Here is a 5,047-nt window from a genome sequence, read left to right on the forward strand (position 1 = left end):
GTAGATAAAAATAATTTGCCACCAAAGGAATAATTTCTATTTTTATACTATGAAATTTATACAAGGAAAAGATAGAAGGCAGTCCTATATTTTTCCAACATCACTGAAAGAAGCAATTCGAAAAACGCAAACTAAAAAAAGCAAATAATTTTTAAGCAAAGCAGAAATGTTCTTTTTTTTGACAAAAATTTAATCGGTGCTTAGGGTTGTTAGACTGACTGCTTTTGTCAGTATAAGATTTATGATTGGTATTATTTGCCAATCACAACTATCTTCTTTGAAATAATTCCCTCTTTTGTTGTTAGTTTTATAAAATATAGTCCTTCGGTGAAATTTTCAGAATTTATTTGCTTACTAAAATTCTTTCGTACTTTTTTATGAACAATAACTTTCCCATTCATGTCAATAATATTGTATTCCAATACATTGTTTCCGTTGTATTCAATAACAAAATTTCCATTATTTGGATTAGGGAAAATTTTCAATAAATCCTTATTAAGATTTTCATTAATAGAGTTTACTACATTAATTGTTTTACTGATGTCATCGTTTCCACAAGCATTTTCTATTGTTAAAATAACAGTGTATTCACCGTCTGCTTGATAATAATGTTGAGTGTTTGTGTTAACACTATCATAATTTCCGTCTCCAAAATCCCAAATGCTTGATTGGATGTTGGTTGAGAGGTTTGTAAATGTAACATCTCTGTCATTATCAATATAAGAGAAATCTGCTGTTGCTACTTCAGTTCTAATAGTTGCTGTAATCGGAATCCGTTCACTAATACAACTTTGGTTTTCACTGAGTTCCCAATTATAAAAATAATAATAATATCCACTACTGGAAGCTGTTGATGAGGTTATTGAAAGAACTCCTGGTATTTCATAAGGATAATTAGCACCTGATCTGTTCCTGTACAAATTAGGATTGCCGGGTCCCAAAAGTTTCAGGTTACTAGCAACAGGAACATCAAAATTAAGACTTACTCTGTTTTCACCATCTTCAAGATAGATATTTGTATCCTGTAAAACTATTCCATCATTAGTTTGTAGTTGAATTACTCTGTAGGCAGCACCTTGAGCGTATAATGTTACTTTTTTAAGAGTAAGTGCTTTGTAACAATTGAAAAGCAAACCATGTTGATTATTGTAATTGAAATAGCTTCCTGTTCCAAATTGATTTGTTTTTGGGCCTGTATAATATGTTGTTGCATTTGTTTGAACAAAGTATGTTGTTGTTGTATCTAAATAAGGTGTTATAAAAGTTTCTCCAGTAGCAACTAAGTTTCCTCCTGATATTGTATCATACCATTCAATTGTTCCGTCTCCATTTGCAGATAAAATAACGTATCCATCTCCACAATTATCATTTTCATGAATAATAGGAGTCTTAGGAAAATTCACTGTAATTAAATCTTCTTTTATAATGGTGTCTGTGCCATAAGTATTAGAAACATAGAGTTTTACAGTGTAAGTTCCGCTGGTTGAGTAAATGTGCTCAGGGTTTTGTGCATGAGAGGTGTCTCCGTCACCAAAATCCCAAATCCATGATTCAGGAAAGCATGAAGACCAGTCTTTGAATCTGATTAGTCCGTTGCATGTTTGCTCGGTATTGGATGTGAAATCACCATTAGGCATGGTGTTTTCATAATTGCAACTAAAGTGTAACTTGAATCCCGACATATTAAGTGCAGGATCTGTCATCTGTATCAAAGTAATTGCATTTCCTGTAGATGTTATTTGTCCCCCATTTGGTAAATTAAAACCTGTGTAACTTCCAATGATAGGTGAAGATGTGTATCTTCCGTCAGTAATAATCAATGAGTCAAAACCATCTTCAAAAGCGAATGAATTGAAATTTAATGTTATATTTTTTGCGTTTGAAGGGTTAATTGTTGTGTAAACGGTTTTTTGATTTGAGTAATTATTTTCTCCTCCGTCATCATATAAAACTCCTTTGCATCTATTTATTGTTAGTCCTGCAAATTTTGGCATATAAAACTCACATTCCTTGTTAATAATCAGGCTGTACCTATAAGTGTTTGTTCCCATAGGTCCATCAATTGTTAAAGTAATATTTTTGCTTCCTTCAGAAGTGTAAATTATATCGTGAGGTCCTGCTGTATTGGCTGATGCAGGTAATGCATCAGTTCCAAAATTCCAATAATAATTGCTAATATTTCCTGATGACTTGTCTGTAATTGTTAAGGGATTGTCAATGCAATATTTATCTGTTTCAACTAAGAATTTTGCTTTGGGACATCCACCTGTAATTTTTATTGTTGCAATATAGGGCTGATGATTTGGTTTTGATATTGTTAAAATTGCATTTTCTCCTGCAATGGAGTCAAAAGAAAAAGTACCGTTTCCATTCACAAGTTGAATTTTGTCTAATAATACTCCATCTGAAATTAAAGTAGCAATTCCATCTTTACAGCTACTGTTTGAAATTAAGAATGTTGTTGAATTACAAATTATAGAATCGATATGTGAGGCAGTAATTGAAACAGGAATATCAGTCCATAATCTCATTGCAGGGTCGCCAAAATAATGAAATAATTCATTTGTATATTTACTTGTTCCCCATGTTTCTGTCATGCGAATAAGTCCTTGGTTTAGCACGTCTCCCATTGTTGTAATATTATCATGAGCTGTAAGTGATGGATTATTAATTCCTCCTGTACCAGTGAAATTCGGAACTAAACCGGGGTTTGCCCAAATAGCATCAAAAAAACCAAGCGATAAGGCATCATTGTAACCACTGTAACTGTAGTATGCTGCGGCAAAAACTCCAACAGCACCACCGTTTTGATGACGAAGAAATGCTTCTGCAAAGCATTCACCTACTTGGTATTCTCCGGTGTGGCAGTTAATACTAAAAACTACAGGAACTTTGTTGCCATTTGATAATTTTGAATTAACATCATAAGTTAAAAATTTTGGCATGTGCCAACCGCTTCCGCCAGCATATCCATGGTCACGATGTAAAACGTACAATGCTCCTGCATTTATCTCATTTGCAATGTCATCTTTGTCTCCATCCCAAGCAAATGTGGGTTTTAACAATGAAGAATCAAGTGCTTCTCCATTTGCATAAGCTGTATTGTTCCAATAAGTAGGAGTAACGTTAGGATCTGATGCATAAATTCTTTTTACGCTAAATCCAATGCTGTCTGTCATATAATCTTTAACGTTTTCACTTGTAAGAGAGAATCTCCTATCTGCATAATCGTCATTGTTATCATCTTGATATTGAGCACAATTTAATCCTGTTGAATAAAAAATAGAATCTTTAACAGGAAATCTTTCATAGTTAATTATTTTTTGAATAACATTCATTGCCTCATAAGATGAGCTTACAGAAATACGTCCAAAACCCATGTCGGCATAAAAGTCGGAACTGCCATCAAGACAAGCATAGTAATGGTCTGATGCGTAGGTATTGTTATTAGGGCTTGTAAGATTTTCTCCGGGAACGTCTTCGTTATCTCCAATAATTACAAAGTAATCAGGTTTTGGTGTCCAATTTTCATATCTTGTTTTTATTTCATTTTTTACATCTGAACTATTCCAATATGCTTTTGAAATAATATCTACTGAATAGCCTAATTGTCTTTTCCAATTTGCAAGAGAATCAGCAGCTTCTTTGTAGTTGTCGTGTGTAATAATTATGTAATTTTTACTTTCTGCATTTCTTTTTTGAGTATTTCTAAATGTTGAATATTGGGTTTTTGAAATTAATTCTTGACTTAAACTTTTGTTGTTTAAAATATTTTGGGGGAGTTTCTGAAAAATATTTTTTGAAAGTTGCTTTTTGTTGATAAATGAAGAAGAATTACTGAATTCAATTTTGTATTTTATTGAAGAATAAACAATTACTTTGCGTTGAGCAGGATTGTACTGAACAGGACAAAACTGAATTATTCCTGTTTTTAGTCCTCTTATCATTGCAATTTCTGAAACTAAAACAGTTTTTTTAGGATATAAAATATCTGAACTATAAAATTCTTCATCAATCTCAAATTCAGGCTCGGGAGCACCGTAAGTATCTGTGGCAGGTTGTAATGCAGGGTGAATAAGTATGTTGTTATATTCTCTGAATTCAGTTTTTAAAATTGTGATTTTTACTTCTGCTCCATGTGGAATAGCTACTAAATCGTTATGAAATGGTAAAGCAGCTTTGCCTACTTCATGTAATTTACTGAAGCCTTCCACTGATAAAAATTTATAAATTGTTTCTCCCACTTGTTGTTGAGTTAAATAGGCACCTGGAATTTGGTATTCAACAATTATTTCTCCGCTTTTACTGTCATCAATATTTTTAGAAACATCTTTATTTATTACTAATTCGGATAAAGATGAAAATGGAATAAAAGTACTTTGGCTAAATAAAGAAAAGCTTGCAAGTGTAATAATTGTGATTAAAAATATATTTTTTCTCATGATATTGTTTGATATAGTTTTGTTTACGATACTTGATTGCTATAAAATAGTTTTGCAATTTACAACAAAACTTTTTTTACTTACAAACTTATTTTTGAAAATTTGCTAAGAGGAATTCTCCTTTTCTAAAGCTGTGAGATTTGTGGTTTTTCAAAGCAATGATTTTGATGAACCTTGGAATGGCACTTATAAAAACAAATTACTTCCTGATGGAGAATATTTTATACAATTTACGTCAAAGGACCCAAAAGGCAAACTAAGTTTATTCATGGAACAGTGTTGTTGATTAGGTGATTAATGATATTATCAACTCACACATGATTGCAATGAGTGTGATTTCTTGTTAAAGGAAATAATAATTACCTTATTAAATTTATTGAACCATTATAATGAAATTTTTCATTATTGCTTACTGCTTGAATGATATAGAAATAGTTACCAACGGGACAATCTTTTCCATTATATTTCCCATCCCAAGCAATTTCAGGATTTGATGTTGAAAAAACAATTTGCCCCCATCTGTTAAATATTTTTAAACTGAACTGTTTTATTCCCAAATATAATACTTTAAATTGGTCATTCACCATATCTTCATTAGGAGTAAA

Annotated in this window: 2 protein-coding genes; both read right to left on the reverse strand. The window is 31.8% G+C overall.

The features are described 5' to 3' along the window. Positions 1 to 251: 251 nt before the first annotated feature. Complete coding sequence (locus U9R42_02335) at positions 252 to 4,442, reverse strand: C25 family cysteine peptidase (protein MEA3494852.1); 4,191 nt, start codon at positions 4,440 to 4,442, stop codon at positions 252 to 254. Between the two features lie 359 nt (positions 4,443 to 4,801). Beyond that, a partial coding sequence (locus tag U9R42_02340; GenBank protein ID MEA3494853.1) for a gliding motility-associated C-terminal domain-containing protein occupies positions 4,802 to 5,047 on the reverse strand: 246 nt, incomplete at its 5' end.

Source organism: Bacteroidota bacterium, assembly GCA_034723125.1.
GTDB lineage: Bacteria > Bacteroidota > Bacteroidia > CAILMK01 > JAAYUY01 > JAYEOP01.